Origin of the sequence: Bacillus sp. BF2-3, assembly GCF_008368795.1 — a bacterium.
GTDB classification, from domain to species: domain Bacteria; phylum Bacillota; class Bacilli; order Bacillales; family Bacillaceae_G; genus Bacillus_A; species Bacillus_A cereus.
In genome coordinates, this window is sequence record NZ_QOSA01000001.1 from 84207 (window position 1) to 111089 (window position 26883).

The following is a 26883-nucleotide window of genomic DNA, read 5'->3' on the forward strand; positions in this document are numbered from 1 at the left end:
TCTGTCACATTCATGTAACAAGGATGTTGTATGATACAATTGGTTTTTGTTTAAAAGCAATGGAGGAAAAAATATGAAAGTTTTAATTGCAGATGACGAACAAGATATGTTAAGGATTTTAAAAGCTTATTTTGAAAAAGAAGGCTTTGAAGTATTATTAGCGAAAGACGGAGAGGAAGCACTTCAAATATTTTATGATGAAAAAATTGATTTAGCTATTTTGGATTGGATGATGCCGAAACATAGTGGTATTACTGTCTGTCAGGAAATAAAAAAGAATTCAAGCGTAAAAGTATTAATGCTTACGGCGAAAAGTGAAAGTGAAGATGAATTAGCAGCGCTTCAAAGTGGGGCAGATGAGTACGTAAAAAAACCATTTCATCCAGGAGTACTAATTACGCGAGCGAAAAAACTTATTCAGCATGATGATATTATTCAAGTACAAGATGTAAAGATAAATTTTGCCAAAAATAAAGTATATAAAAATGATATAGAGTTAGAAATTACAAAAACAGAGCTCGAATTAATAAAATGCTTTTTAAATCATAAAGGAACTATTTTAACTCGTAAAAAATTGTTAGACATTGTATGGGGATTTGACTATTTTGGAGAAGAGAGAACGGTTGATACACATGTAAGAAGGCTGCGTAAAAAAATTGGAGAAAATATTATTAAGACGCATCGTGGGCTGGGTTATAGTTTGGAGGAACAAAGTGAATAAACTTGGGAAAAAGCTATTTCTCAGCATTTCTTTAACCGTTATTCTTATATTTACAATTTCTTTATTATTAATTAACTTTCTCCTGCCGAAATATAATATTTATAAAACACGTGAAAACTTAAATGAATTTACAACTCAAATACAAAATGCGCCAGTCAATGATTTAGAAGATGTTATTCATACAATTGAAAGTGAAAATAACGTTACAATTGTGTATACGCCAATTAATCAGTCAGAAGATGCTATGAACGACGCGTTACGCATGCAACTTACGAAAAAGAAAGTAACGTTAAATAAGCTTTGGATTACGAAAGACGAAGTTATGAAAGTGAAGACGGAAGGGCAATCGAATAAACTGTACGATCAAGGAAAGGTAAAAGCGAGTTTTTTTGCTAAATATATTGCGAAAGATGATACGATAATTTTAATTGGGACTTCCATTGCGAATTCAAATGAAATTATAAATACGTTAAATACATTTTACTTATATATCCTATGTTTCTCGCTCCTTCTTATTATTTTACTTGTGTGGATACTTTCAAAAATAATAACGACACCACTGAAAGAGTTAAGTGATGTGGCTCAGGATATTTCACATTTGCAGTTTAAAAGAACGAAAGTGAAAACGAATGATGAAATAGGAGAGTTGGCCAATAGTATTAATATCATGAGTGAAAAACTACATGAAGCACATCAAGACTTAACTGATCGTAATGAACATTTAAAACGATTTATGGGTGATGTAACGCATGAATTAAAGACACCGATCGCATTAGTAAAAGCATACTCTATGGGGATTAAAGATGGATTAGATGATGGGACTTATGTAGATACAATTATTAAACAAACAGATCAAATATCAAACTTAATTGAAGAACTATTACGATTTTCTAAACTAGAAAGAGATATTTTACAAAAAGAAGAATTCCCCATTGAACCACTGGTTCAGAGTATATTAGATAAGCATCAGATTGAACTGGATTCGAAAGAAATTAACTTGCAAGTAAATTGTAATGCGGGCAATACAATCGTTTATGCAGATTTAAATAAAATGAGAATGGTGTTTCAAAATTTAATTTCTAATGCGATAAAATATACAGCAAATCAAAACATAATAATTACATTAGAAGATAGAAATAAAAGTATATATTTCCAAATAAAAAATGGCATTCCTACGGATAAAATTAAGGATATCGAGAAAATCTGGGAGCCTTTTTACGTACTAGAATCTTCTCGTAGTAAAGAAAAATCAGGTACAGGATTAGGACTAGCGATAGTGAAAAGTATTTTAGAAAGGCATGGTTTTGAATATGGAGTTTCCTCTATAGATGGAGAAATTCAATTTTATATAAATGTGAAAAAGGACTAATGAAAATATTAGTCCTTTTTGCAGCTTTAGAGATTAGCGATATAGGATGAATCACCATAATTTTCGAAATTGATGTATTAAATGGAGAATTAGCAAATGTTCTACTTTCATTAAATTCACGTGAAGTTCACAGGAAAACGTTATATTTACATAGTTATATTTGAATTTAATGAAGTGAGGTATTCAGATTTGAAAAGAAAGAAATTAGTAATTGGTAGCATTTTAATGGGTATGACGTTATCTTTATCTGCATGTGGTTCATCAGATAATATTGTAACGACAAAATCAGGAAGCATTTCAGAAAGTGATTTTAACAAAAAATTAAAAGAAAACTACGGTAAACAGAATTTATCTGAAATGATAGTAGAAAAAGTATTACATGATAAATATAAAGTTACGGATGAAGAGGTAACGAAACAACTAAAAGAATTAAAAGACAAGATGGGCGATAATTTTAATACATATATGGAATCCAATGGTGTGAAAAATGAAGATCAGTTGAAAGAGAAATTAAAGCTTACTTTTGCTTTTGAAAAAGCTATTAAAGCAACCGTAACGGAAAAAGATATTAAAGATCATTATAAGCCAAAGCTTCAAGTTAGCCATATTTTAGTAAAAGATGAAAAGACAGCAAAAGAAATTAAAGAAAAATTAAATAGTGGCGAAGATTTCGCGGCATTGGCTAAACAATATTCAGAGGATCCAGGTTCTAAAGAAAAAGGTGGGGAACTATCTGAATTTGGACCTGGTATGATGGTGAAAGAATTTGAGGATGCTGCGTATAAGTTAGAAGTTGGTCAATTGAGTGAACCTGTTAAATCTTCTTTCGGATATCATATTATTAAGCTAATGGATAAAAAAGAGCTTAAACCGTATGAGGAAGAGAAAGAGAATATTCGTAAAGAATTAGAACAGCAACGTATACAAGATCCTCAATTCCATCAACAAGTTACTAGAGAACTGCTTAAAAATGCAGATATAAAGGTATCTGATAAAGACTTGAAAGATACCTTTAAAGAGTTAGAAAAATAATAAATGGAATGTAAGGCAATCGATAGAAATATCGGTTGTCTTTTTCTCTATTTATCCCGCTATTTGCCGGGCAGTAAGACCCCACCTCAAAATTCAGCGAAAGCAAAGAAGTGGCCCTGCTGATCGTAAACGCCCAATTGGTGAGGGCTGATTAAAGTTTCACGTTATAAAGAAGGAGGAAGTGGGAAAATACTTTCATACCTGCATTAAATTTTACTTAATAAGAAATCTTTGAGTTTCTCAACTTTTATATAAAATAAAACTGAATTTTCAGTTATTTTGTTATATAGTAAAAGAGAACGAATAAGGGGAGGGAACATTTTGAGTAAAAAGAAAATGGCAATTACACTGTCAGCAATGCTATCTGCAACAATTATACCTAGCTTTACTATGGATGTGCATGCAGAGAAGAAGGAAGAGACTAAAAGTACGAAAATTGAATTAGAAAATGGGATGACAAAACCGATTTATTCTCTCGATGAAGCTATTATCGAAAATTTATATGTAGAGACAGAAGTTGATAGTGATCGAGACGGTAAGAAAGACAGAGTATCGATAAAAGTTATGCGTCCAAAGACAGATCCGAATGTGAAAGTTCCTGTTATTTATGAAATGAGTCCATATCGATCTGGATTAAAAGATGTTCCTGTATATAATGTAGATGAAGAATTGTATGCGTATGAAGGAAAACCGTATGGAGCGGTTAATCTTGGTTCGTATGGGAACTATTACGTGCCAAGAGGTTATGCAGTTATTCTAGGCGAAAGTATCGGTACTGGAAAATCAGATGGATGCCCTACAACTGGAGATGAACAAGAGATACTCGGGACAAAATCTGTTATTGATTGGGTAAACGGTCGCGCGAAAGCATTTACAGAACAGGGTGAGGAAGTTCAGGCAAATTGGTCTACAGGAAATGTAGGTATGACTGGAGTTTCCTATAATGGTACATTACCAAATGCTGTTGCGACTACTGGAGTCGAAGGTTTAAAAACAATTATTCCAATCGCAGCAATTAGTAGTTGGTATGATTATTATCGTGCAAATGGTGCAGTCATTGCTCCAGGCGGATATCAAGGGGAAGATACAGATAATATGGCAGAAGCAGTACTGACAAGGGAAAACCCTGAAGTTTGCGGACAAGTTATAAAAGAGTTAACGGCTGGACAAGACCGAAAAACAGGTAATTATAATGGTTTTTGGGATAAACGTAACTATGTAAAAGATGCTAAAAATGTAAAAGCGAGTGTATTTGTTGTTCATGGTTTAAACGATTGGAATGTTAAAACAAAACAGTTCGCGCAATGGTGGGAAGCACTTGGAGAAAATAATGTTCCGCGTAAAATGTGGCTACACCAAGGTGGTCATGGTGGGACATCAAGTAATAGCTGGCAGCAAACACAAAATAAATGGTTAGATTATTGGTTATACGGGATTGAAAATGGAATTATGGATGAACCAATGGTTGATGTGCAAAGAGAAAATAAAACGTGGCAAAAGATAAAAAATTGGCCAGATCCAGCAGCTGTACCTTCAAAAATCCGTATGTATTTAAGCAATAAATCAGTCAATTTGCCACTAAGTATGGGATCGGCTAATAAAGTTTTCTCATTCTTAGATGATGCACAAATAAAATCAAACCAATTAGTAGCAAATCCAGAATTAGAAGTAGCAAATCGATTAGTATATACAATGCCTGTACTGCAAAAAGATACGCGTATAAGTGGTACACCAAAGATTTCAATTACAGGAAATATTGATCGATCTGTATCAAATTTAACAGCGTTACTTGTTGACTATGGAGGAGCGAAGCCGGAAATCGTAACGAGAGGCTGGATGGATCCACAAAACGTAAAGAGTATAGAAAATTCAACAGCGATTCAAGCGGGCAAAGATTATACATTTACATGGGATATGCAGCCAGATGATTATGTATTTAAAGTGGGGCATCAAATCGGAGTTGTTTTAATTGCAAGTGATTATGATTATACAATTAGACCGAAAGCTGGCACGAAACTTACAGTGAAATTAAGTGAAGTGACATTGCCGATTGTGAAATAAATATTTTTTCTAAAGAGCTTACTAAAGTAAGCTCTTTAATTTGTAGTCTGAATTTTTAATTTTTATATTTCAAATTGGAAGGGTATGTAATACAATATCATTATATTCTATGGAAAGTGAGTGATATATTATGATAGTCAGCTCTTTCGAAATCTCATTAAAATTAGAGGTACAGGAAGATTAGTTGAATTGAAATCTTCCGTACGTAAAAACGGAGGAGAAAATAAATGTTTAGTTTTTATAGTACACTTTGTACGGAACTGTATGATTACACAAAACCAGTCGGTTATTCTTTAAATGGTGATATTGAGTATTACAAAGAACGTTTAAAAGATTGTAGAGGAAGAATCCTCGAAGCCGCAGTAGGTTCAGGGCGTGTCATCATTCCGCTTCTAGAGGCTGGTTTTAAAGTGGATGGGATAGATTATTCACCTGAAATGCTAGATTCTTGCCGTAAGCGCTGTAAAGAGAGAGGCTTACATCCTAATTTATATGAAGGAAGCTTGCAACAATTTTCACTTCCGCATAAATATGAAGCAATTATCATTCCTACTGGATCTTTTTGTTTAATTGAAAATCGTTTGGATTCTATAAATGCATTAAAATGTTTTTATGAACATCTTAATCCAGGTGGACGATTAATCGTAGATATTATGCTCCCGCATAAATGGAAGACTGGGGAAATTCATACATCGACTTTCTCTTTGCCAAGCGGAGACGGAATCACATTAGAAAATAAATCAATTGAAATAGATTGGCTGAACCAAGTTACTGTATCATATTTGAAATATGAAAAGTGGAGTAAAGGACAGTTAGTACAAACAGAATTGCAACGCTTTGCGCTGCGCTGGTATGGAATAGAAGAGTTTATACTTCTTTTAGAAAGTATAGGTTTCTCAAACATTACTTGCTCTGCTGAATATGTTTATGAAAAAGAACCGTCAAATGCAAATCAAATGATTACTTTTGAAGCTGTGCGAAAAGAATAGAACTAAAACTATGAATAAAAAATAAGGCAATCGTTTTAAAATCGGCTGTCTTATTTTTTATTTTATGTAATGGTTTATAGAGAAAGATTGGAGGGAAATAAATGAAACTTATATTAATATTTGGCCCACAAGCAGTTGGGAAAATGACAGTGGGACAAGAATTAGCAACATTAACTGGTTTAAAACTTTTTCATAACCACATGACAATTGATTTAGTAAGTCCAATTTTTGATTACAGTACGAAAGAAGCAAAAAGACTAGTAAGTTTATTTCGTAATGAAATATTTGAAGAAGTATCTAAAAGTGATTTATCTGGAATGATTTTTACGTATATATGGGCATTTGACCTCCAAGAGGATTGGGATTATATACATCATGTAGAAAATATTTTTGAATCAAAAGGTGGGACAGTGTATTTTGTAGAGCTGGAAGCGGAATTAGATGAAAGATTAGAACGAAATAAAAGCCCGAATAGATTAGAACATAAACCGAAAAAAAGAGATATTGAGTGGTCTAAAAATAATTTGAAAGAAACGATGAAAATGCATAGATTAAACTCTCTTCATGGTGAAATTGAAAAAGAAGAGTATATAAAAATTAATAACACGTATTTGAGTGCAAAAGAAGTAGCGGAAATGATTAAAGAGAAGTTTCAATTGTAAAATTCCCGAAGTCTATTTCGTTTCTATTGTCCAAGCATTCTCCTACTAATTACATATACTATTTATGTTAAAATCGGTCACTATTTTAGATGGTGCTATTTTAATATATATAACTATGCAGGGAAGAGGGGAGAATAAATTTGGAAAACGTAGAACAAGATAGAATTGAAAATCAAGTGTATTCAAATCGTGTAGTAAGATCAGAATTTGATGCGAATTGGGAAACTTGTATATCAAAGAGTGGTTATGTAATTTATATAGCAACAAGTAATAATGCTGAAGTAATAGTGCTTCTTGCAGATGGTTCAAGTAAATTATTAATTTTCGAAAAAGGCGGTAAAGTAGTTGTAGGTGGCGGTGGAACAAGTCATTACAGTAAGCCGCATATTGCAAGAAATATTTAAGATAGAGCATGTTAATTAAGAAGAAACTAGAAAACGGTTGTCATTCATGTTTAGGGCATGATAGACGAACCGTTTTTTATTTGTTTATAAATTTAGAAGAACTTCATTGATTACCAATACATCGAGATGAGCAGCGAAATTAGAAGAAAACTTGGCGGGTAATGGTACAAAATATTATGTACATTTGCAAGAATCTTACAGCGATATAAAAAAGCATTTCCTATTTGGGGAAACACTACTTCTATGTTATAGTATAATAGTGTTTTTAGATGGTACTATTTTAATATATCTATAATTTTGTTATGTATTATTTTCATATTAAATTAGCACCTAAAGTATTTTTTTATATAAGGAGTAGTAATTAGAGAAATGAAAAATATAGACTTTATACTAGAAAGTGACGAGGCATTAAAACCGTCTGAACGATTAGTACTATTATTATTAGAGAAGCATAGAATGTTATATACGAACGATCTATTGGCATTATCAAATTTATCATATAAAACATTAACAGATGCATTAACGGCGCTAGTTTTAAAATCGTATGTGTTAAAGGAAACAGGTAAGGGAAGAAGACAGAATTGCTATAGATTAGTATGATAAGGCAGCTGTTTTAGAAACTTTCACATATGTTTTTTCAATTGTAAGGTGAAATTGTATTTTTGTTTTCGAACGAAAAACTTACTATAAGAGGGGCTAAGATAGTAGCGTTTCATTTTTGTAAATATAATTATTCTATCATTGAAAATACAAAAATAAAATAAACCGCATAAAACAGAAATAAAAAAACAATCCATTTTTAAAATGGATTGTTTTTTATTGGAATAATATTATTTGATATGTTGAAAGTATAAATAGCAGAATAAACATTACCTGTTTTAGTTCATGCAACTGAACAAATATGATGAAAACTATGTGTATAGTTTTTTGCTTGCTTTTTCAGTCACTCTAATGAAATCATGGTCTTCATTGTTTAAAGGCAGTATTTTTAACAGTATTGCTATTCAGCATTAAGCACAAAAAAGTGATATATAATATTATTATGTAAACTTAAGATTTTAAAAGAAAAATATAATAATGAATAGAACATGTAGAAGGAGATGCTTAAATATTTTGAAGGATGGGAGATTATTATGGAGCATTTACAATCAATAGCACAAGCTGTTATAAGTGGTAATAAGGAAAAAGTAGTGAAGTTTATAAAGGCGAGTCCAAGTATTGTTAACGAATGTAGTGAAGATGGATGGACACCACTTCATTTAGCAGCTTATTTTGGACAGAAAGAAATAGCGAGTTTTCTTTTAGAAAGTGGTGCAGATATACATAGTAGAGCGAAAAACGAAAATGAAAATACGCCTTTGCAAGCGGCAATTGCGAACAAGCAAAGTGAACTTGTCGATTTCTTAATTGAAAAAGGATCAGATATAAATATTATGCAAAGTGGTGGCTGGACAGGACTCCACGAAGCAGCATTATTAGGAAATGAGGAAATAATTATGTTGCTCCTTAAAAATGGAGCTAATAAGATGATTAAGAAAAGTGATGGGAAAACAGCGTATGATATTGCATTAGAAAAAGGATATGATCACCTTTTACATCATTTGAAACAGGAAGTGAACTTATGATGAATAAATGGAGTGTTGGTATATTTTTATTTAATGAAGTAAAAGTGTTAGACTTTGCAGGGCCATTTGAAGTTTTTTCTGTAACTGAGGTGAATGGAGAAAAACCATTTACTGTTTATACAGTTAGCGAGAATGGGGAAATGATTACAGCAAGGAATGGATTGAAAGTACAGTCAGATTATAGTATTGAAAATTTACCACCAGTGGATATTTTAATAATTCCGGGCGGGCTAGGTGCTAGAAAATATGAAATAAAAAATGAAATAGTAATAAAATGGATTCGCCAACAAATGAAAGAAGTAAAGCTGATGACTTCAGTTTGTACAGGAGCGCTATTACTGGCGAAAGCAGGTTTACTAGAAGGTTTAAAAGCAACAACACATTGGGCTAGTATTGAAAAGTTTAAAAATGAGTTTCAAAATGTTGAAGTTATAGAAAATGTAAAGTTTATAGATGAAGGACATATTATAACATCTGCCGGAATTTCAGCTGGAATTAATATGGCATTTCATATTGTGAAAAACTTGTTAGGTGTGCATGTTGCGGAGGACACAGCGAAGCGAATGGAGTATGATATTAGTTTCCCAAATTAAAAAGCCCGGATTGGGCTTTTTATATTGAATGAATATAGTTAAGCTCTTCATCACTCAACATAGGGCGAACAGATGCATTTGCATTTTCTTGTGCTTGTATTCCTGTTTTGGCACCAGGAATTACAACACTTACTGCCGGATGAGAGAGTACATAGCGAAGTGCAAGTTGCCCTAAGGTCTGATTTTTATTTGAGAGCAACCGAAGTTTCTCTACAGTTTGTAAGTCTTCTTGAAACCAAGTTTCATTTGGCCAATCTTTGCGTAAATCTCCATCCGGAAAAATTGTTTTATTTGTGAATTTTCCAGTTAAAATGCCCATTTTTAATGGACCACGAATAACAGCTCCTAAATTTTTCTCTTGTAAAAATGGTAATATATCTTTTTCTGGTTTTCGATTTAATATATTGTAATCAAGCTGTACGATATCAATTTCGTTGTTGTTATTGAAATGATGAATGTATTGTAAATCATGAGTCGAAACACCGACTGCTCTTACTTTGCCATCACGTTTTAATATGTCAAATGCACGTAGAAATGCTTCTGTTTCCCTACGATTATGCCACCAAATATGACAAAAATAAAGATCAATATAATCTGTTTGAAGACGTTGTAAACTTGTTTCGAATACGGCGATGATTTTTTCGGGAGTATCATATACAGGAACTCCATTAGGGTCGTAGTGATGCCCGATTAAACCACCTTTCGTTGATAGGATAATATCATTGCGATGTCCTTTAATCGCGGTAGCCACCAACTTTTCGCTATGTCCTAAACCATACACATCCGCAGTATCAATAAAATTCACACCACACTCAATTGCTTTTTTTATAGCGGTTATAGATTGTTTATCGTTAACAGGTCCCCATTCATCACCACCGATTGCCCATGCGCCAAAACCTATTTCAGAAACAGTTATTCCAGTTTTACCTAATGTGCGGTAATGCATATTCCCCCTCCTTGTAAGCATGTTATAACATGGATATGTGAGGAAGGAATTTTTTGTGTGAAAAAACTCTTCTACAATAGTAGAAAAAGAATTACAGAAACTACTATTTTATAGCAGCATGTATAAAAAAAATCGGTGTAAATATGGAAATGTCGTCGAATGCTATCTTTAATTGGTTAATTTATGGGATATTTTTGTGAAGGAGTTTATTTTATAAGAATAGAATTTAATTTAGTAAGAAAACGTGCCGATGGTAGTGAAAAATATGGGTTAGGGGGATTTGAATGAGGAAACTCGAGCGAGTAAATGTTCCTAATATACCAGAGCAATTATCACAACCTAGTGACAAGCGTAGGGTAAATAAAAAGAAGTTAAGGCGACTTATTTTAATGGTCCTTTTTATTGCGACAACTACTCTGTACGTTCAATATATTTTAACGAAACAACAAGAAGTAATTGATAAAAAGAAAGATACGATTACGGATCAAAAGAAGCAATTAGTATCTTTAAAGAAAGATAAAGATTCTTTAAAGACTAACATAGAAAATTTAACAGACGATGAGGAAGAAATTTTGAAGTTAGCGAGAAAAGAGTATCAATTTTCTAAGTCAAATGAAACTATATTTGTGATGCCAAAGTAATAAAAAACAGTTAGCCATTGAACTGCACCCCCAATTGTTATCTAACAATTGGGGGTGCAGTTTTTCATGTATGAATGTCATGGTACAAGGAACAATCACATCTATATTTGTGATGCCAAAGTAATAAAAAACAGTTAGCCATTGAACTGCACCCCCAATTGTTAGACACCGTCTAACAATTGGGGGTGCAGTTTTTCATGTATGAATGTCATGGTACAAGGAACAATCACATATTGTAGAAATGAAGAGTTTAAGCTGTTTTCATAAATATGGAATATGCACTAAAATAAATGTTGTTAAAATTCTGTCAATTATATTATAATACAAGGTAAGCGGATACATTTTTTAATCAACGTTGAGTTCCTCGCTCATATGACTATTAAGAAACCCGTTATCCTCGTATAAGAAAGGAAGATAGCTGTGTACGCTTCAAATACAATTTATATCGTAGGGGATGCGAAAGCACCTCAAAATAATCCCATTACTGAAAAGTTTAAAAGCTATTTCGTAGCATTTATACTTGTTAAGGATACAGGGGAAATTGTAGATGCAGACTGCTCAGCGACAATTGCATTAACATCTCAATTTGTTAAATATTTATTTCTACATAAAAATATAAATGACCCGGCGTTAGTAATGGAAGTAAAGAACCGATATTTCGGTTCTTCTCAAAAAGCGTTACTTGTAGCGCTAAAAGATGCACAGAAAAAATATAATCAGATTGCTGCTTTGTCTACTCAATCATAGACAAAATCCAGCCGTAAGAATCATTCTTATGGCTGGATTTTTTTATTTCACATTATCGTCCTACATCAAAAGCAAACGAAAATAAAGTAGAGAGATAGGAGAGTAAATGCCCAATGGGTTTACCTAATAATCCGTGGGTATAAATCTCCGGTGGATTAAAATTTCACTTCATTGGAGAACGAAAGGATGAACAAAATGAAAATTACAGATGTAAAAGTAAATCGTAGACGTGTAAAACTGCATACACCGTTTAAAACCGCGCTTCGTACTGTAACCGAAATTGAAAGTATAGATGTTTATATTCATACAGACGAAGGAGTGATTGGTAAGGGGGCTGCAGCCGCAACGCCAGTTATTACGGGGGATTTCACCAGTGGAATGGAAGAAGCGATTTTAGGGCCGATGCGTTCATGTTTAATTGGTCAAAATATCATTCAATTTCAGCAGTTACTACAGCGCATTCAAATGAGTTGTATTGGAAATTCAAGTGCAAAAGCAGCGGTAGATATCGCTTTATATGATGTATATTGCCAATATCAAAATGTGCCGTTATATGCATTGTTAGGCGGGAAGAAAGAAATTCATACCGATATTACAGTGAGTGTGGATGAGCCTGTATTAATGGCAAAAGAAGCGAAGAAACATATAGAAAAAGGATTTCAAACATTAAAGATTAAAGTGGGTAAAGAGGCGCATTTAGATTTGGAACGTATTGAGGCAATTCGAAATGTGGTACCAAGAAATACGACATTACGTTTAGATGCGAATCAAGGTTGGAGTCCAAAAGAAGCGGTTTCTATCATTCAAGAGATGGAAAATCGTAATTTAAATATAGAATTTATTGAACAACCAGTACACGCGAAAGATTGGGATGGGTTAAAGTACGTCAAAGATCGTGTGCAAACGCCAATTATGGCCGATGAAAGTATATTTTCAGCAAGTGACGCATTAAAGCTCGTTCAAGGAAGATATGCAGACTTCATTAATATTAAATTAATGAAATGTGGTGGCATACGTGAAGCATGGCGTATTGCTGATATCGCAGAAACAGCTGGTGTGAAGTGTATGGTGGGCAGCATGATGGAGTCTTCACTTTCCGTTAGTGCTGTTGCGCATTTAGCGGCAGCGCATCCTAATATTCATTATTTTGATCTTGATGCACCGCTTTGGTTAATGGAAGAGCCAGAAGGAATGACTTATTCTGGATCAAAAGTAAACCTTCAATCGACAGTGAATAGTAAATCTTAGGAGAAGAGACAAGTAAACTATCTTTTAAGGGGGATATATATGAAAAAAGTAGGAACTGCATTTTTAACAACTTTATTTATATTTTCATCGTTTACATCGGCAAATGCTGAAGAAAAGAAGGATAATAAAGCATTTATAGATGTATCTGCTGCAACGTTATGGACAGCACCTGATTCATTAAGACCAATCGATACACCGAGTGCAACAAATCCAGTGGATCTATGGAAATGGACGAAATCAATGACACTTGACGAGAAACTATGGTTAACAAATGCAAATAAATTAGAAACACAAGCTTTACTCGGTCAAGAAGTAACTGTTATTGATAAGAAAGGCGAATGGGTGAAGGTATTAGTGCATGGACAGCCAACACCACGAAATGAAGAAGGTTATCCGGGCTGGATGCCTGAAAAACAATTAACATATAATCAAGAATTTGCAGATAAAACAAATGAACCTTTTGTCTTAATAACTAAACCAACAGCGATTTTATATATAAATCCTTCTGAAAAACATAAATCACTTGAAGTCAGTTATAATACAAGACTGCCGCTATTAAGTGAAGACACAATTTCATACCGTGTATTGTTGCCAAATGGTCAGAAAGCATGGCTACGAAAAAATGATGGAACAGTTTACCGATCTCAAACTGATATTCCAACTCCGGCGGCCAATGATTTAATTAACACAGGGAAAATGTTTTTAGGCTTACCGTATATATGGGCTGGTACAAGTGGTTTTGGATTTGATTGCTCTGGCTTCACACATACGATCTATAAATCGCACGGCATTACAATTCCGCGAGATTCTGGACCGCAATCAAGAGCAGGGGTTGCAGTTGATAAAGAAAATCTACAAAAAGGAGATTTAATTTTCTTTGCACATGATCAAGGGAAAGGTAGTGTCCATCACGTTGCAATGTATATTGGTGATGGCAATATGATTCACTCACCAAGAGCTGAAAGGTCGGTAGAGATTATACCGCTAAATACACCAGGATATATAGAAGAATACGCTGGTGCTCGTCGTTACTTACCTTAAAAATAGAAGGGGGTTTTTAAATGAAAAAAGTTGTTCGTTACTCATTAGTTAGTACTCTATTAGTTTCTTCATTTTTAGTTGGTTGCGCAAAAGAAAAAACTGCAACAAAGCCGAAAGATGAGAAGAAAGTATTACAGTTACTAGAAACAGGTGAAATTCCGTCGTTAAATTCAGGGAAAGTAACAGATGCAGTCTCGTTTAACGTTTTGAATAACGTAATGGAAGGACTATTCCGTCTATCGAAAAATGATGAAATAATTGAAGCCGGCGCACAAAAATATGAAGTGAGTAAAGATGGAAAAACATATACATTCCAATTGCGTGATGCGAAATGGTCTAACGGAGAGCCAGTAACCGCTCATGATTACGTATACGCTTGGAAGCAATTGATAAATCCAGATACTGCTTCTCAATATGCATACATTGCGTACGATGTAAAAAATGCTGAGAAGATAAATAAAAAACAACTAGGTCTAGATGAATTAGGAGTAAAAGCGAAGGATGATAAAACATTCGTCGTAGAGCTAGAACATCCTGTACCGTATTTTACGAAATTATTAATTTTACCATCCTTCTATCCAATTAACGAAAAATATGCGAAAGAGCAAGGTGATAAATATGGATTAGAAGCAAATAAAGCGGTATATAATGGACCGTTTACATTATCAGAGTGGAAGCATGAAGCTAGCTTTACAATGAAGAAAAACGATAAGTATTGGGATAAAAAAGAAGTGAAGTTAGATGAAGTAAACTATCAAATTGTAAAAGAAATTTCAACTGCGGTAAATTTATATGAAACAGATAAAGTTGATAGAGCTGTTATTTCTACAGAATTCGTAGATAAATATAAAAATAATAAAGAGCTAAAACAATATACAGATCCAGTTATGTACTTCTTCCGATTTAATGAAAATGTACCGATTCTTAAAAATAAAAATGCACGTCTTGCGCTAAGTACAGTTTTTGATAAGAAGGGACTCGCAGATTCATTTTTAAATGATGGATCGGTTGCAGCAAACTATTACGTACCAAAAGGATTTTTAAAGGGACCAGATAAAAAAGATTTTAGAAGTACGGCAGGTGAGTTTAATAAAACTGATGTAAAAAAAGCGAAAGAATATTGGGAAAAGGCAAAGCAAGAAACAGGTACAGATGAAGTGACGTTAGAACTATTAAATTATGACTTGGAAAACTTTAAAAAAGTTGGAGAGTACATTAAAGAGCAGCTTGAGAAAAACTTACCAGGATTAAAAGTGAATGTGAAATTACAACCACATACGCAAAAATTAGCACTTGAGAAGAAGAAAGAATATGAAATGTCGTTATCACGCTGGTTACCAGATTATCCAGATCCAATGACTTACTTAGAAGTATTCCTTTCTGGAAGTAGCGTCAATAATACAGAATATGCAAACCCGGAATATGATGCGTTAATTAAGAAGATTAAAACAGAATTAGGTAATGATGAAAAGGCTCGCTGGAAAGCAATGCAAGAAGCTGAAAAAATGCTACTTGATGATGCAGTAATTGCACCGGTATTCCAGCGCGGATTATCTTACTTACAAAAACCATATGTGAAAGATTTATATGTACATCAATTTGGTCCAGCTACAAGTTTAAAATGGGCAGATGTACAAAAATAAAAGAATGGAGAAACAGACTTCATGTATGTGATAGTCTGTTTTTCTTATTTAAAGTTAGAAAAATAGTTCATGGTATAATTTATTAGTCTGTAAACAGTATTTGGAGGGGAAATGATGTCTATGTTTGAAGAAGAGAAAGTAATTTATACAAAAAGATTATTTATGAGGAAACCAATTGTAGAAGATATTAATCAGTTTTATAACATATTAAAAAAAGATACTGTTGGCAAATGGTTGGCTAAATCAAGAGGAATGTCGAAGGAAGAAACAAATGATTATATTGGGCAACTTATCTTACATTGGGAACAGTATGACTTTGGGGTATGGTTGTTATTTAATAGTGAAACAGGAAAGCTTTTAGGACATTGTGGTTTAAGAACGGTAGAGGAAACAGGTGAAATAGAAATTATGTATCTCCTTGACCCAGAACATTGGAGGAATGGGTATGCATTAGAAGCAGCAGAGGCTTCCATTAAATATGCAATAGAGACTTTGAATGTAACAAGAATAATTGCTAGAGTTAAAGTAGCAAATGAGAGCTCGAAAAAACTTTTACGAAAGCTCGGGTTTATATATACTCATGAAGTTAATCATAGCGGGCGTTTATTATCATATTTTGAACTTCATACATCATCCGAAGAATTCTAGACATTTCATATGTTTTTTTATTGTTAAAAAATAAAATTATTACTAAAATTCCAGTGTGAAATTTATGTAGAATCTTGTATAATTAACATGTTTCTATGGAAACATTTTCTTGCGCTATTTATATAGGGCTTAATAGAACAAGGAAGGAAATACATACATGTATATAATAGATAAATAGAATGGAACATGTATAGAGACAAAGGAGAGAAAAGATGACGTGTCAAAAACAAGGGTTACAATTTAATAACGATAGAAAGAGGGACAGAAGATGAAAATGAAGCATGCTTTTGGTCCTATAATTTTAGCATGTGTGCTTTTTTTCATTATCATTCTAATCCCATCGAAAAGTTTAGTATCGCTTATTAGTGATAAGAAGGTAGAAGATGCGGCAACTTCTTTACAAAAAGAGAAATTACAAAGTGTTTTCTTACAGCAAAAAATGTTAGAGAATTCACAGTATTTACCGATGTACGGTTCATCAGAATTTTTACGAATGGATGCATATCATCCGTCTAATTATTTCAAAGTAAATCCAGCTGGTTTTACACCGTTTTTAATTGGAACTGGCGGTACACAAAGTTTAGCTCATATTTTAAATATGACATCTACTATGGATGAATTAGAAGGTAAAAAAGTAGTCTTTGTTCTTTCACCACAATGGTTTACAAAGACTGGTGTCTCACAAGGGGATTTCACTAATAATTTCTCCAAACAACAAGCATATCATTTTATTTTTAATGATAAGATAAATCCAGAAATGAAAAAGCAAATCGCGAAACGGCTATTAGATTATAAAGTTGTTCAAGAAGATGATATATTAAAAAATTCATTAGAAGGTATTGTATATAATGATACGAAACATAACATAAAAGCAGGTTTAGTTAAACCACTTGCTTATATGCATCGAAATATTTTAGATCATAGAGATATATTTAACTCTTTATTTAAAATCGAACCGATGAAGGAGAAAACAAATATCGGACTTCGTTCAATTTCTTGGGAAGACGCACGTAAACACGCAGAACAAGAAGGGAAAGCTGAGTCTACTACAAATACATTCGGAATTGAAAATCCGTATTATCATAAGAATAATCTGAAGAAAAAACTAAAAGGTTTAAAAAACTTTAGAGCAAATGAAACATATGATGAATCACCAGAATACGATGATTTACAAATTATTTTAGAGTTATTTAAAGAGAAAAATGTCAAACCACTCTTTATTTCTGTACCTGTAAATGGGCCTTGGTATGATTATACTGGCTTCCCGAAAGAACGCCGTGAAGTGTATTATAAAAAAGTTCGAGAACAGGTTGAGAAAGCAGGATATCCAGTAATTGATTTCTCTGGTCATGAATATGATAAGTATTTCTTAAAAGATACGATTCATTTGGGCTGGAAAGGTTGGATTTATTTTGATGAAGCAGTGCAGAAATTTTATTCTGAGAAATAAAGTATAGAAATCGGAATGGCTATGAGCCGTTCCGATTTTTTTAGTATAGAGGATTTTGGTGAGGACAATTTGGGAATGCATGTATATCTTGAATCTGTCTATAATCATAATGTTTCATTGCAAACTGAGCTTGATAAAGGTATTCATACACATATAATTGACCATCATGCGCTGAACATAATACACCAGAAGTTCCTTGCCCATTTATGAAGGAAATGCCGATAGGGCGTCCGATTAAGTACGGTATTTTTTGCTGCCAATGCATAGGGGAATCACTCCTTTTTGAGATAATATACGAAAGAAATGATCAAATGGTTGCTTATCCATGTAAATGTAGATGGAAAGGTATTATATAATTCCTGAAGATTAATTCATATATAAATAAAAAACCGCTATAATTCCGAATGAATTTATAGCGGTTTTTATTATATTCTTAAGCGAGATTTTTACGCTTTTTTGTCCATTTTTTTATAACGAAGTATAAAAGTATAAGTACGACGCCACCAATTGCGAATGATTTCACATACGGACCAGCAATATCATTTATATTCTCCCAATTTTCACCTAGTTTTTCACCTAAATAAATGAAAATAATAGACCAAGGGATAATCGCAAGTGCTGTTAATGTAGTGAAACGTAGTAATGGCATTTTTGTAATACCAGCAGGAATTGAAATCGCATGACGCACTACTGGAATGAAGCGTGCTGTAAAAATGACGCCAGTTCCGTAACGATTAAACCAATCTTCTGCAGCATCTATTTGTTTTTTATGTATGAAAATATATTTTCCGTAACGTTCTAATATAGGGCGTCCGCCGTATCGTCCAAGCCAATAAATAAAGATTTGAGCAATAACACCGCCAATTGTACCGAATACAACAGCGCCTATAAATGAGATACTTCCATTGAATACTAAGTATCCTGCATAAGCAAGGACAATTTCACTTGGGATAATTTCAATCATAAGTCCAAGCATAATGCCCCAATAACCTAATCCTTCAAAAAACGTTAATACTGAATGAATAAAACTACTTAACATTGTTGCACCTTCTAGTTTATGAATTTTTGAGTATAAGAACCTTTTATTTAATGACGTAAAAGGTTCACTATATGTAGATTATACCTTATTTACATAGGGGATTGCTATTTCAATTCTTTTATGTCTCTCATAATTATTATAGTAAAAGATATAAGCCGCGTTTTCATGAAGAGTTAATGAAAAGATTATTAAAAATTTCTCATATATCAATGATAATAGACTGAAAATTAAGTATAATGGTATAGGTCTTTCATTTACAAAAATAGGAGGAGAACGTATGTATATTACAGATCCGATTTATGGACCAATCTCTATTCGTGATAGAGATATCCTTCGATTGATAGATACAAAAGCATTTCAAAGGTTGGCGAATATTAAACAACAAGGACATACTTATTTTTTACATGAGAACGCAATGCATACGAGGGAAGAACATTCGATAGGTGTATATGTGCTAGTAAATAAAGTGATAGAACATCTTACTGAGATTGGTGACATACATTTATCGAAATATGAACGAAAGCTAGTATCTACTGTAGCCCTTCTACACGATGTTGGACATGGGCCATATTCACATTGTTTTCAGCAAATATCGGGTGAAGATCATGGTGAGTGGACGGTACGAATCATTCAAGAGGACGAAGAAATACGTACGATTTTAAATCAAACACATAGATTATTAGATGATGTAACGAAAGCTTTAACAGAAGATGGAGTTTTTCCAATTATAGATGAGCTCTTATTTAATTCATTAGGAATGGATCAATTAGATTTTTGGAATAGAGATTTATATTACTCATCGCTTGAATTAGAAGGTTTACAGATAGAAGAATTGATTGCTAACATGCGTTTAATTGACGATAAACTTGTTATTGAAGAATCAGGAATCCCCTTCATCGAACAATTAATGAAAATGAAAGAAGAGCTTTACAATAATGGATTTGGCCACCCGTTTGTGATAGGAAAAGACATATTGCTGCAAACAATTTTAAAAATGATAGAGGAGAAAAATCTTTCGTTCTATACTCCTGAACTTCAAAACTTCTTTCATAAAGGAGAGAAGTTAGAAGTAGAAGACTTTCTTCCGTTACAAGATGAAATGATTTTAAATGAAATAAAGTACTTTGCAAAATCAGAGGACGTACAATTAGCGACGTTAATTCACCTTTATTTTTCAGAAGCCAAAAGTTTATCTTTTGAAAAAGGACTAGAGGGTGATTTTAAAAAGGAAAATAGCACCTTAGCAGTAATAACTGAGAAAAAGGCGTACAGTTCATATGTAGGTGGTATTTACGTCTATAGTGAGGGGCAGTTAGAGGACATTTTAGAGAAATCAAATTTCATTCAAGAGATAGTAAAATTGCCTAAAAAAGAATATGCCTATTCAATTTGATTTGGTTCGAAAATAAAAAATGAATGAGATGGAAACGTAAATTTAGAGGAGGGAATAAAATACATGAAACATAAAATTGCTGTACTGGCAGATGTACATGGAAATGCAACTGCTTTAAAAGCAGTTATCGAAGATTCTATGAAAGAAGGTGTGACTGATTATTGGTTTTTAGGAGATTTAATTATGCCTGGTCCTGGATCGAATGATTTATTTGAAATATTAGAAAGTATTAACGTTGATACTTATGTACAAGGAAACTGGGAAGATAGTTTTCTTGACGTTCTTAATAAAAATATTGATATTGATAACGCAACTGATATTTATGTTTCTAGATTAGTTCAGTATCAATGTGAAAACTTGGATGAAAACTATATTAAGCATGTTAAAAATTTACCATTACATATAACAAAACAGGTTAATGATTTATCAATCAGTATTAGTCATAATCTACAAAATAAAAATTACGGTGGAGATTTGTGGCCCACTAATAATCAGGGACAGTTTGATCGGTTATTTGATCGTGATTATGATATTGCGATTTACGCTCATACCCACCATCAATTATTGCGCTATAGTAGCAATGATCAATTAATTATTAACCCAGGAACAGTTGGACAACCTTTTTACAAGTGGAATAAGCTAAACTCTGACTTACGTGCTCAGTATGCAATTCTTGAAATTGATGAGGCAGGGATTACTGATGTGAGGTTTAAAAAGGTTTTTTACGATGTAGAAAAGGAATATAAAAATGCCATAAATAAAAATCTTCCTTATATTGATTTATATCGTGAGCTGTTAGAGACAGGAAAAACTCATACGCATGATATTGAATTATTACAAGAAATTAATGACAAATATAATTATAAAGATGAAGTAATTAAGTTTATTGAGAAAATCTGATGGGAATTTAATAAAAAGAAATGAACATTGTTGAATGTTAGGTTAGTCATGATTTTTACATAATCAAGAGCTATTGTAGAATGAAACTTAGATGTAAAATGATTTTTGTATTTTATATTGATTGAAAACAAGCATCCCCCTGTACTACGTATATGACGGGGGATGCTTGTTTTTTAAGGCTTCACATCTAAGTTCTGTAAAAATAAAGTTGCTGTTACGTAACGTTTTGCTAACATTTGTACATATGCGGTATGTACAGAAAGGGTCGCAATAATAATAGCGTTACGAATTGCTTCGCGTTGTTCGTTATTAATTTGATCGAACTTGCTTGCGATTTTATCAGCTTTTTCTTTTACGATGTTTTCAATTGTATGAACGGTATCTGTTGCATTTAATTGTAAGCAATTCCCTTGATTGAGTTCTTCAAATAGAGAAGAGTATGCTACATATAAATGAACAGGATTGATTAAATCATCACTTCGATCGGCTGGGTCATTTACAATAAGGCGTAATAGCTTACGAATGGATTCAAAATCAAGTGCTGTTTTTAAATCTTCGACAATAAATAGTAAGGCTGCTTGTTCAATTGAATATTTTTTCCCCTTTTGAGGAGAGCCAATCATTTCTTTTATATCTCGTTTCACCCAGTTTTGCATAGCAGTTACAGAGAAACTTGTGTTTTCAATCTGATTGCCAAGCGCAACTATTTCATTTAAAGAAAAACCGACATCAGTATCGTCAATTTTAATCAGCTTTTCAAAAATAGGTGAAAGTGCGGTAGTAATAAAAGCTGTAACGCTTTGTCCGCTTTCAATATCTTTTTTATGTGACTTTGCCCAAGCTTCTTGTAAAATACCGAGAGGCTTTTTCGTATTCCATCCTCTTAGTGATAGAAGAAGGGTAGCCATTTCGTTTCGTGTGAGATGAAATGTTTCCATCTTTTCACCTCCAAAATAATAAAAAGTTCTTATGAACTTATAATATGTTTTGTTTCATTTAAAGTCAATTCTGTTTTGCTTAATTTTTCCTTTGTGACCAAACTGTTGAAAGTAAATAATACTTGCATATTTCGACAAAAGTTCATATAATAAGTTCATAAGAACCTTTAAAATGTTCTTAAAAACAAATCTATCATTCTGAATTTACTAGAAAGATAGATTTCACATATATCTATATAAAAGGAGAATGGATATAATATGTTGAAAAAACTTGTAGCAGTAATGACAGCATTCATGGTTATCTTTGGGGCTAGCAGCTTTATGTTCGTAGATCATGCAGCAGCGAAAAGTTACAAATCTGGTAAAAAATCATTTACACCAAGTTCAGGTCAAAAGTCAAAAGTTGATTTAAACAAAAAAGACTCAAATGTAAATTCTCAAAAAACGACTCCAGATTCAAAAACGAAAGCAACAAACACGGCACCAAAAAGTAATAAAGGAAGCTTTATGAAAGGTTTATTACTAGGTGGTCTTGGTGGTTTACTAATGGGTAGCTTATTTGCAAATATGGGAGCTCTTGGTTCTGTATTAGCGTTTATGGTAAATATGTTAGTAATGGCTGGTATCGTAATGTTAGCAGTTCGTGCATTTAAATACTTCAAAGACCAACGTAAGAAGAAAGCAGATGAAGTAGCATGGAAACAATAAAAATTTCTGAACAAGAGCTTATAAATGCGCTTTGCGTATATATAGCTGAAAAAAGACAAGTGGGTCCAGAAGAAGTGTTAGTTGAACTCATGTATGATGACGACTACGGTTTCTCTGCGGAAGTAGAGGTAAATGGTCGCCAGCAAATTTTAATTCAAGCAAACTTAATCGAAGCTTTACGCTTATTGCTTGACAGAGAATATAATGTCAATCCATTCGCAGCGAGATTACAACTTGAATTAGATGATGAAGAAGGCATTTACGCATTAGCGAAATTTAATAACTCAGATGAGTAGAGAAAAGAGCTGTTGAGAATAATCTCAGCAGCTCTTTTTAGTATGTGCATATGTAGAAGAATAATCACGCCAAATTTCATTCATTTTTCGTCTACCGATATCTACCATCGGATTAAACTGAATTGCAGCTTTCTGACGAACAAAGTGAACGTTTTGCATGGCGTGAGATAATTGTTGGTCGACTATATCACGTTTTTTACTTGCATATTTTGCGATAGATAGACCTGCAACTGTTCCTTGCGCCATCGCAATTTTTCCGCTTTCAATGCCTGTAATATTGCCAGCTACAAATAAACCAGGAAGAGGAGTTTCCATTGTTTCGGAATGGAGAGGAACGTGTCCGCCTAATTCTGAAATGTAATGGAAGGGACAACCGGCTACAGCTGCAAGTTCGGCAAGTGGGTATAATCCCCCGGCAATACATACAAAATCTGCTTCATATATTTTCTCTGTTCCATTAATAACATTTCCTTTAGAGTCAATATTAGCAATACGTACACCTTCAACTTGATCTGTTCCGATAATTTCAAGAGCTGCTTTCCGAAGGTGAAGTGGCGTTCCGTTTATTTTCATTCCGTTGTTTGGATAGAATGTTAATCCAGCTTTTCGAATCCAATCAAATTTCATAAAGTGGCTACCTATTCGCAAGAAAGCAGAAGGAGCGAGGTGAGCTGCATTTAAAAGAGAGTTTAAAACTTCTTCAGGTTCACCAGATTTTTGACTTAACTCGCTTTTCTCAGGGAGTACAATATGATCCACTGTAATTCCCGCTAATTGCAATTCACTTAAAATGGCGAAAGACAAAATGTTAGCACCAATAATAATTCCTTTTTTTCCAACTTGCACGCGATGAACATTTGTCATAACTTGAGCTGCTCCAATTGACATCACTCCTGGAAGTGTCCAGCCAGGAAGGGGAATAGAATATTCCGCAGCTCCAGTAGCAAGTAGTACGAAAGGTGCTTCTAACGTACCGATATTAGTATGTACAAACCAATTGTTTTCATCTCTATCTAAATTATAGACCGAAACACCGCACCTGATATGTACTGAAAGTGATTCTGCTTCTTCATGAAGTCGCTTCGATTCTTCTATTCCGTTCCACCATTCTCCAGTAGGCTCTTGATGCAACTGTCCTAACAATCTCCCGCCCGGCTTCATAAATTCATCAATAACGAGCACTTTTAGTCCGAAACGAGCACAAGAGATAGAAGCAGATAATCCCGCTGGCCCTGCACCTATAATAATTACATCACTCATCGCTTTTTCACCATCTCTCTCACGATATTCGGATGCTGTTTCCCGCTTTCAACAACCATGTTTTCTTCTACAACAGTTAAGCATGCGCGTACATTTGTTTGATTATTTACTGTCACGCGGCATTCGGAACAGTGCCCGATATTACAATAAATACCTCGCGGTGTTCCGCTATCTTCATGAACTCTTAATGTCCGTATTCCATTTGCTAACAGGGCAGCAGCTATCGTTTCATGTTCATATGCTTCGTATTGATGACCGTTAAATTGAAAGGTAATACGCTCACTACTTTGTAAAGTACCTAAAATAGGGTGATGTGTAATTCTACTCATTTACTTTCACCTACTGATCCAAAAGTAACTGCACGTATTGGTGGTTGATATTTTAACGGTAGTTCATTAAGAGTTACGTCAGGATTCACATTTTCAATCATTCGATCTATCATTATTCTGCATGTGCGACCACCGCAAAATCCCATGCCAGCACGTGTTCTTAATTTTAATTCTCTTGCCGAGCAGTTATATTCAGCAATTGTCGATTGAAGTTGCCCATATGTAACCTCTTCACAACGACAAACGATTAAGTTGTTTTTATTTGTCATGTGTATTCCTCCTCTAGTTCGATTTTCACAAATTATATATGCAAAAATCATGCCAATATAGAGGAGGGAGAGAGGGCTACCTGTAAACGCCTGATCGGTGCATACTGATTCTTTATTGAAGTCCAAGTTTCTTTAAACGGTTATATAAAGTAGCCCTTGTTACACCAAGTTGTTTTGCGCATTCTAATTTATTCCCATCTAAAATTCGTAAAGCCCTTTCAATAACTTTTTTCTCATGCTCATCCATCTCTTCTTGTAAAGAAAGGATTGTATTATTGTTGCTGAGTAATAGGGAATGAGCTGTATGGTTGTCTAAAGTTTCAGTCGTATGAAATGGTAAATATTCTTGTTTTATAATTCCGTCTGTTGCGAATACCACAAGCCGTTCAACAACGTTTCGAAGTTCGCGAATATTACCTGGCCAATTGTAATGAAGCAGTTCATGCATAATGCTTGAAGGTAGGTCACGAATTGGTCTGTTGTAGTTGATTGAAAAATCATTTAAGAAAGAATAAGTTAATTCAATAATATCCTCGCGTCTTTCGCGCAGCGGTGGAATCTGCAAACTAACTACATTTAAGCGGTAATATAAATCTTCTCGGAAAGTTCCTTTTCTCATTTCTTCTTGTAAATCACGATTTGTAGCAGCGATAATACGGAAATCAATATTAATTTCTTTTTCACCACCAACTCGGTAATACTTTCGCTCTTGCAGTACACGTAACAGTTTTACTTGCATATCAAGTGGCATTTCACCTATTTCATCAAGAAATAAAGTACCGCCTTGCGCGAGTTCAATTTTACCTTTTTTTCCTTTACTATTTGCTCCAGAAAACGCCCCACGCTCGTAACCGAATAATTCACTTTCAAATAACGCTTCTGGAATTGCCCCGCAGTTAATCGAAATGAAAGGCGCCTTCGCTGCCTCACTTGCTTCATGAATCGCTTTCGCAAATACTTCTTTTCCAACTCCACTTTCCCCAAGTATTAAAACAGTTGATTTTACCGAACAAACTTTTCTAGCTAATTGTATCGTTCTTTGTATAACAGGACTTTTCCCATTCATCGCAAGGAATGGATCGGATTCATCTTTATACTTTGCCACTTCTTGTTCTAAACGGTGCATTTCATGTGACATATTAAATAGTTTTTCATTTAAAGCGACTTGATTTGTAACATCTGTTTCTGAAACGACTGCTCCTATAATTTCATCATTACAATAAACTGGATTTGAATTAATTAATACGAATAAATCGGGACGAGGCTGATGGAACTGAGCGACTATGCTTTTTCCATCATGTAAAGATTGTAAAATTTCCAAGTCTTTATAATCAAAAAAACGAGTAATCGGTTGCCCAATAATCTCATTATGGTTGACTGAAAATATTTTTTCAGCGCCATCTGTCCAAGTTCGAACGTATTCTTTACTATCAATGACTGTAACAGAAGAGTCAGTTGTTTGTATTACAGTGTCATAAAATGACTGTAGTTCATTGTAGGACTTATAAAGAAATGGAATCATTTGCTGAGAAGTTATACAGCATAGCGGCTCATCGTTTTCGTTAAGGATGATAACAGCTAATTCATAAGAAAAAGCGTCAATTAATGCAGTGAATGAGTCATCTACATAAATAATTGCGCAATTATATTCTTCTGTAGTAGAAGGGAGATAATAAAACCTTTCGTTTATTTTCTTAATGCGATCAAGGCTACATGTATGATTGGTTAAAGCGCTTTCCAAAAATTCTTGTATAGTCGGAAATGAAAATGCCATAATGTCCTCCTGTTATGTATAAAAATTTTGACAGTGATAAAAAAATAATACACCTATTTACTATAAATTTAAAATATTTTTACAAATAAAAATATTATTTATAAAAATTGTATATGTACAGAATTGGCACGTCAATTGCATAAAAAGAAAGTGAGAG

The 26883-nt window shown here is 33.5% G+C and carries 29 protein-coding genes; 21 read left to right on the forward strand and 8 right to left on the reverse strand.

The window, feature by feature from the left end; all coding sequences use genetic code 11:
- Positions 1-73: 73 nt before the first annotated feature.
- From DN401_RS00485 to DN401_RS00530, 10 genes are all read left to right on the forward strand, one after another.
- Positions 74-721, forward strand: coding sequence for a response regulator transcription factor (locus DN401_RS00485; RefSeq protein WP_000865979.1), 648 nt, complete (start codon positions 74-76; stop codon positions 719-721).
- Positions 714-2090 carry a sensor histidine kinase gene (locus DN401_RS00490; protein WP_001037260.1) on the forward strand — a complete coding sequence of 459 codons (1377 nt, stop codon included), beginning with the start codon at positions 714-716 and terminating at the stop codon, positions 2088-2090. The genes DN401_RS00485 and DN401_RS00490 overlap by 8 nt, the downstream gene beginning before the upstream one ends.
- Positions 2091-2279: 189 nt before the next feature.
- Positions 2280-3122 (forward strand): peptidylprolyl isomerase PrsA, encoded by an 843-nt coding sequence (locus DN401_RS00495; protein ID WP_149287433.1) that lies wholly within the window; start codon positions 2280-2282, stop codon positions 3120-3122.
- Positions 3123-3443: 321 nt separating this feature from the next.
- Entirely contained in the window at positions 3444-5183 is a 1740-nt protein-coding gene (locus DN401_RS00500) for a Xaa-Pro dipeptidyl-peptidase (RefSeq protein WP_000038306.1), read from the forward strand.
- 227 nt (positions 5184-5410) lie between these two features.
- Positions 5411-6172, forward strand: coding sequence for a class I SAM-dependent methyltransferase (locus tag DN401_RS00505; protein WP_000490913.1), 762 nt, complete (start codon positions 5411-5413; stop codon positions 6170-6172).
- A 101-nt stretch (positions 6173-6273) separates the two neighbouring features.
- Positions 6274-6834, forward strand: coding sequence for an AAA family ATPase (locus DN401_RS00510; RefSeq protein WP_000767066.1), 561 nt, complete (start codon positions 6274-6276; stop codon positions 6832-6834).
- Positions 6835-6974: 140 nt separating this feature from the next.
- The gene (locus tag DN401_RS00515) at positions 6975-7238 is read left to right on the forward strand and encodes a hypothetical protein (RefSeq protein ID WP_000432421.1); all 264 of its coding nucleotides are present in this window, start codon (positions 6975-6977) and stop codon (positions 7236-7238) included.
- 369 nt (positions 7239-7607) lie between these two features.
- On the forward strand, positions 7608-7838 hold the full coding sequence (locus tag DN401_RS00520) for a hypothetical protein (protein WP_000789029.1): 231 nt from the start codon (positions 7608-7610) through the stop codon (positions 7836-7838).
- Positions 7839-8371: 533 nt separating this feature from the next.
- Complete coding sequence (locus DN401_RS00525; RefSeq protein ID WP_002182823.1) at positions 8372-8863, forward strand: ankyrin repeat domain-containing protein; 492 nt, start codon at positions 8372-8374, stop codon at positions 8861-8863.
- Entirely contained in the window at positions 8860-9456 is a 597-nt protein-coding gene (locus DN401_RS00530; RefSeq protein ID WP_149287434.1) for a DJ-1/PfpI family protein, read from the forward strand. The genes DN401_RS00525 and DN401_RS00530 overlap by 4 nt, the downstream gene beginning before the upstream one ends.
- Positions 9457-9475: 19 nt before the next feature.
- Here DN401_RS00530 and DN401_RS00535 read toward each other — a convergent pair whose 3' ends face one another.
- On the reverse strand, positions 9476-10402 hold the full coding sequence (locus DN401_RS00535; RefSeq protein ID WP_000559357.1) for an aldo/keto reductase: 927 nt from the start codon (positions 10400-10402) through the stop codon (positions 9476-9478).
- Between the two features lie 284 nt (positions 10403-10686).
- Here DN401_RS00535 and DN401_RS00540 point away from each other — a divergent pair, with 284 nt between their 5' ends.
- The 7 genes from DN401_RS00540 to dltD all read left to right on the forward strand — a co-directional run bounded on the left by DN401_RS00540 (position 10687) and on the right by dltD (position 17820).
- Positions 10687-11043: an FtsB family cell division protein gene (locus tag DN401_RS00540; RefSeq protein ID WP_059303743.1), complete on the forward strand. Its 357-nt coding sequence runs from the start codon at positions 10687-10689 to the stop codon at positions 11041-11043.
- Between the two features lie 420 nt (positions 11044-11463).
- Positions 11464-11790 carry a DUF3870 domain-containing protein gene (locus tag DN401_RS00545; RefSeq protein WP_000271312.1) on the forward strand — a complete coding sequence of 109 codons (327 nt, stop codon included), beginning with the start codon at positions 11464-11466 and terminating at the stop codon, positions 11788-11790.
- A 186-nt stretch (positions 11791-11976) separates the two neighbouring features.
- Complete coding sequence (locus DN401_RS00550; RefSeq protein ID WP_001038463.1) at positions 11977-13038, forward strand: dipeptide epimerase; 1062 nt, start codon at positions 11977-11979, stop codon at positions 13036-13038.
- Between the two features lie 39 nt (positions 13039-13077).
- The gene (locus tag DN401_RS00555; protein WP_000755417.1) at positions 13078-14079 is read left to right on the forward strand and encodes a C40 family peptidase; all 1002 of its coding nucleotides are present in this window, start codon (positions 13078-13080) and stop codon (positions 14077-14079) included.
- Between the two features lie 20 nt (positions 14080-14099).
- The gene (locus tag DN401_RS00560; RefSeq protein ID WP_025688400.1) at positions 14100-15722 is read left to right on the forward strand and encodes a peptide ABC transporter substrate-binding protein; all 1623 of its coding nucleotides are present in this window, start codon (positions 14100-14102) and stop codon (positions 15720-15722) included.
- 114 nt (positions 15723-15836) lie between these two features.
- On the forward strand, positions 15837-16370 hold the full coding sequence (locus tag DN401_RS00565; RefSeq protein WP_025688399.1) for a GNAT family N-acetyltransferase: 534 nt from the start codon (positions 15837-15839) through the stop codon (positions 16368-16370).
- Between the two features lie 268 nt (positions 16371-16638).
- Positions 16639-17820, forward strand: a complete 1182-nt coding sequence (gene dltD / locus DN401_RS00570) for a D-alanyl-lipoteichoic acid biosynthesis protein DltD (RefSeq protein WP_000782309.1) — start codon at positions 16639-16641, stop codon at positions 17818-17820.
- A gap of 40 nt (positions 17821-17860) precedes the next feature.
- Here dltD and DN401_RS00575 read toward each other — a convergent pair whose 3' ends face one another.
- Both DN401_RS00575 and uptA read right to left on the reverse strand, forming a co-directional pair.
- Positions 17861-18085, reverse strand: a complete 225-nt coding sequence (locus tag DN401_RS00575) for a hypothetical protein (protein ID WP_000558689.1) — start codon at positions 18083-18085, stop codon at positions 17861-17863.
- 168 nt (positions 18086-18253) lie between these two features.
- Positions 18254-18859, reverse strand: a complete 606-nt coding sequence (uptA, locus tag DN401_RS00580) for an undecaprenyl phosphate transporter UptA (RefSeq protein WP_000952913.1) — start codon at positions 18857-18859, stop codon at positions 18254-18256.
- Positions 18860-19136: 277 nt separating this feature from the next.
- On the opposite strand from uptA, the gene DN401_RS00585 reads away from it, so the two are divergent.
- Both DN401_RS00585 and DN401_RS00590 read left to right on the forward strand, forming a co-directional pair.
- Positions 19137-20252 (forward strand): HD domain-containing protein, encoded by a 1116-nt coding sequence (locus tag DN401_RS00585; protein WP_000275992.1) that lies wholly within the window; start codon positions 19137-19139, stop codon positions 20250-20252.
- A 63-nt stretch (positions 20253-20315) separates the two neighbouring features.
- Entirely contained in the window at positions 20316-21152 is an 837-nt protein-coding gene (locus DN401_RS00590; protein WP_000680868.1) for a metallophosphoesterase family protein, read from the forward strand.
- Between the two features lie 173 nt (positions 21153-21325).
- Here DN401_RS00590 and DN401_RS00595 read toward each other — a convergent pair whose 3' ends face one another.
- The gene (locus DN401_RS00595; RefSeq protein ID WP_000447231.1) at positions 21326-22090 is read right to left on the reverse strand and encodes a DUF1836 domain-containing protein; all 765 of its coding nucleotides are present in this window, start codon (positions 22088-22090) and stop codon (positions 21326-21328) included.
- Positions 22091-22348: 258 nt separating this feature from the next.
- Between DN401_RS00595 and DN401_RS00600 the strand changes: the two genes are divergently transcribed.
- Positions 22349-22798: a hypothetical protein gene (locus DN401_RS00600; RefSeq protein WP_000914478.1), complete on the forward strand. Its 450-nt coding sequence runs from the start codon at positions 22349-22351 to the stop codon at positions 22796-22798.
- Positions 22786-23094, forward strand: coding sequence for a YxcD family protein (locus tag DN401_RS00605; RefSeq protein WP_063245515.1), 309 nt, complete (start codon positions 22786-22788; stop codon positions 23092-23094). The genes DN401_RS00600 and DN401_RS00605 overlap by 13 nt, the downstream gene beginning before the upstream one ends.
- Positions 23095-23118: 24 nt before the next feature.
- On the opposite strand, the gene DN401_RS00610 is transcribed toward DN401_RS00605, so the two are convergent.
- The 4 genes from DN401_RS00610 to DN401_RS00625 all read right to left on the reverse strand — a co-directional run bounded on the left by DN401_RS00610 (position 23119) and on the right by DN401_RS00625 (position 26726).
- Positions 23119-24354, reverse strand: coding sequence for an NAD(P)/FAD-dependent oxidoreductase (locus DN401_RS00610; protein WP_149287435.1), 1236 nt, complete (start codon positions 24352-24354; stop codon positions 23119-23121).
- A complete protein-coding gene (locus DN401_RS00615) occupies positions 24351-24683 on the reverse strand; it encodes a (2Fe-2S)-binding protein (protein ID WP_000087065.1) in 333 nt (110 codons plus the stop codon). The genes DN401_RS00610 and DN401_RS00615 overlap by 4 nt, the downstream gene beginning before the upstream one ends.
- Entirely contained in the window at positions 24680-24952 is a 273-nt protein-coding gene (locus DN401_RS00620; protein WP_000182620.1) for a (2Fe-2S)-binding protein, read from the reverse strand. Before DN401_RS00620 ends, DN401_RS00615 begins: the two co-directional genes overlap by 4 nt.
- 112 nt (positions 24953-25064) lie before the next feature.
- Positions 25065-26726, reverse strand: coding sequence for a sigma-54 interaction domain-containing protein (locus tag DN401_RS00625; protein WP_078404951.1), 1662 nt, complete (start codon positions 26724-26726; stop codon positions 25065-25067).
- Positions 26727-26883: the final 157 nt, after the last annotated feature.

Coding starts and splice junctions, on each gene's coding strand:
- DN401_RS00585 (WP_000275992.1), top strand. CDS start 19,137: ATGTATATTACAGATCCGATTTATGGACCAATCTCTATTCGTGATAGA.
- DN401_RS00510 (WP_000767066.1), top strand. CDS start 6,274: ATGAAACTTATATTAATATTTGGCCCACAAGCAGTTGGGAAAATGACA.
- DN401_RS00565 (WP_025688399.1), top strand. CDS start 15,837: ATGTCTATGTTTGAAGAAGAGAAAGTAATTTATACAAAAAGATTATTT.
- DN401_RS00560 (WP_025688400.1), top strand. CDS start 14,100: ATGAAAAAAGTTGTTCGTTACTCATTAGTTAGTACTCTATTAGTTTCT.
- DN401_RS00620 (WP_000182620.1), bottom strand. CDS start 24,952: ATGACAAATAAAAACAACTTAATCGTTTGTCGTTGTGAAGAGGTTACA.
- DN401_RS00550 (WP_001038463.1), top strand. CDS start 11,977: ATGAACAAAATGAAAATTACAGATGTAAAAGTAAATCGTAGACGTGTA.
- DN401_RS00625 (WP_078404951.1), bottom strand. CDS start 26,726: ATGGCATTTTCATTTCCGACTATACAAGAATTTTTGGAAAGCGCTTTA.
- DN401_RS00535 (WP_000559357.1), bottom strand. CDS start 10,402: ATGCATTACCGCACATTAGGTAAAACTGGAATAACTGTTTCTGAAATA.
- DN401_RS00525 (WP_002182823.1), top strand. CDS start 8,372: ATGGAGCATTTACAATCAATAGCACAAGCTGTTATAAGTGGTAATAAG.
- DN401_RS00530 (WP_149287434.1), top strand. CDS start 8,860: ATGATGAATAAATGGAGTGTTGGTATATTTTTATTTAATGAAGTAAAA.
- DN401_RS00610 (WP_149287435.1), bottom strand. CDS start 24,354: ATGAGTGATGTAATTATTATAGGTGCAGGGCCAGCGGGATTATCTGCT.
- DN401_RS00590 (WP_000680868.1), top strand. CDS start 20,316: ATGAAACATAAAATTGCTGTACTGGCAGATGTACATGGAAATGCAACT.
- DN401_RS00485 (WP_000865979.1), top strand. CDS start 74: ATGAAAGTTTTAATTGCAGATGACGAACAAGATATGTTAAGGATTTTA.
- DN401_RS00615 (WP_000087065.1), bottom strand. CDS start 24,683: ATGAGTAGAATTACACATCACCCTATTTTAGGTACTTTACAAAGTAGT.
- DN401_RS00520 (WP_000789029.1), top strand. CDS start 7,608: ATGAAAAATATAGACTTTATACTAGAAAGTGACGAGGCATTAAAACCG.
- DN401_RS00540 (WP_059303743.1), top strand. CDS start 10,687: ATGAGGAAACTCGAGCGAGTAAATGTTCCTAATATACCAGAGCAATTA.
- DN401_RS00605 (WP_063245515.1), top strand. CDS start 22,786: ATGGAAACAATAAAAATTTCTGAACAAGAGCTTATAAATGCGCTTTGC.
- DN401_RS00595 (WP_000447231.1), bottom strand. CDS start 22,090: ATGGAAACATTTCATCTCACACGAAACGAAATGGCTACCCTTCTTCTA.
- dltD (WP_000782309.1), top strand. CDS start 16,639: ATGAAAATGAAGCATGCTTTTGGTCCTATAATTTTAGCATGTGTGCTT.
- DN401_RS00600 (WP_000914478.1), top strand. CDS start 22,349: ATGTTGAAAAAACTTGTAGCAGTAATGACAGCATTCATGGTTATCTTT.
- DN401_RS00575 (WP_000558689.1), bottom strand. CDS start 18,085: ATGCATTGGCAGCAAAAAATACCGTACTTAATCGGACGCCCTATCGGC.
- DN401_RS00555 (WP_000755417.1), top strand. CDS start 13,078: ATGAAAAAAGTAGGAACTGCATTTTTAACAACTTTATTTATATTTTCA.
- uptA (WP_000952913.1), bottom strand. CDS start 18,859: ATGTTAAGTAGTTTTATTCATTCAGTATTAACGTTTTTTGAAGGATTA.
- DN401_RS00505 (WP_000490913.1), top strand. CDS start 5,411: ATGTTTAGTTTTTATAGTACACTTTGTACGGAACTGTATGATTACACA.